Below are 1,036 nucleotides of genomic sequence, written 5' to 3'. Positions count from 1 at the left end.
CACGAGAGTATCTTCACAGTAAGCTCTCGGCTCGGTCACACGAGAAATAAATACAATGCTCTGTGATTCCCTCAAATCGATTTTGCAACGCTCAACTTGTGGGGCTAGTAGCACTTCAAGATCACTACGCTTGGTCTCTTTGTCGTAGCGAGCATTCTCAAGGCGACTAAATTCCAAAATGTCACTGATTAGATGATTCAGCTCTTTGGCTTCGTCTTCCAGCCGCGTCACTAATCCTTGTTCGCTTTCACCAACTCGTTTACGCAAAAGGTGCAAAACCAAGTTCTGTCTAGCAAGAGGCGTTCTTAGTTCATGGGACACATCGCGAATCAAAAGACGTTGCTTCTCCGCTAGCGAGTGAATCTCTTTCGTCATGTGGTCAAAGTCTTGCGCGAGTTCATTAAATTCTCGCGTGTTGGACTTTAGCTCCTGCACAACACTGACATTAAAATCGCCGTTAGAAAGCTTCTTGCTCGCCTCTCTGAGTCTGTCCAACGGTTGCTGTAAGTTGCGAGCCATTAAAAGCGAGAACAAAGCCAAAATCACGGCGGCAATCACCACTTTGATAATGGAAAAGTACAGTATGAAGTCATTCGCAGGATGTAAGCGATGTGGAAGTTGAATGACTAAGTTGTGCTGCTGAACCAATGGAATGCTGATGATTGGTCGATTCACTTTGTCTTCCAATTGATCATCAATGCTGCGTTTGAATTGGAGCTTAAATTCAAAATGTGGATGCATGAGACGATGCGTCACTGGTTGAAGCTGCTCGTTCAGTACAAACAAATAGAACTGCTGCGCGTTCGCCCAATCAGCCAACTCATCCATGTCGCCATGTTCAATCAGCACGTTGGCTTGGTGACTAGACATGTTACCATCAGCGGCTTTTTGAACATCCTCACACTTTTCATCGACTTGATGTGAGGGGAAATGCACGGCTTCCGAGCCCTAAAAAGCGAAGTAATTATGTCAAATATGACGAATGCCGCCCCCCATACTCCTATTCAGGAAGCAGACTATTCTGCCATTCATCCCC

The 1,036-nt window shown here is 45.7% G+C and carries 1 protein-coding gene; it reads right to left on the bottom strand.

The features are described from left to right. Positions 1-936: histidine kinase sensor domain-containing protein (locus R7E42_RS25595; protein ID WP_318073324.1), on the bottom strand; the 936-nt coding region annotated here is incomplete at its 3' end. Between the last annotated feature and the right edge of the window lie 100 nt (positions 937-1,036).

Origin of the sequence: Vibrio sp. Vb1337, assembly GCF_033338715.1 — a bacterium.
GTDB classification, from domain to species: domain Bacteria; phylum Pseudomonadota; class Gammaproteobacteria; order Enterobacterales; family Vibrionaceae; genus Vibrio; species Vibrio alginolyticus.
This window is presented reverse-complemented; position numbering and strand designations above follow the sequence as displayed.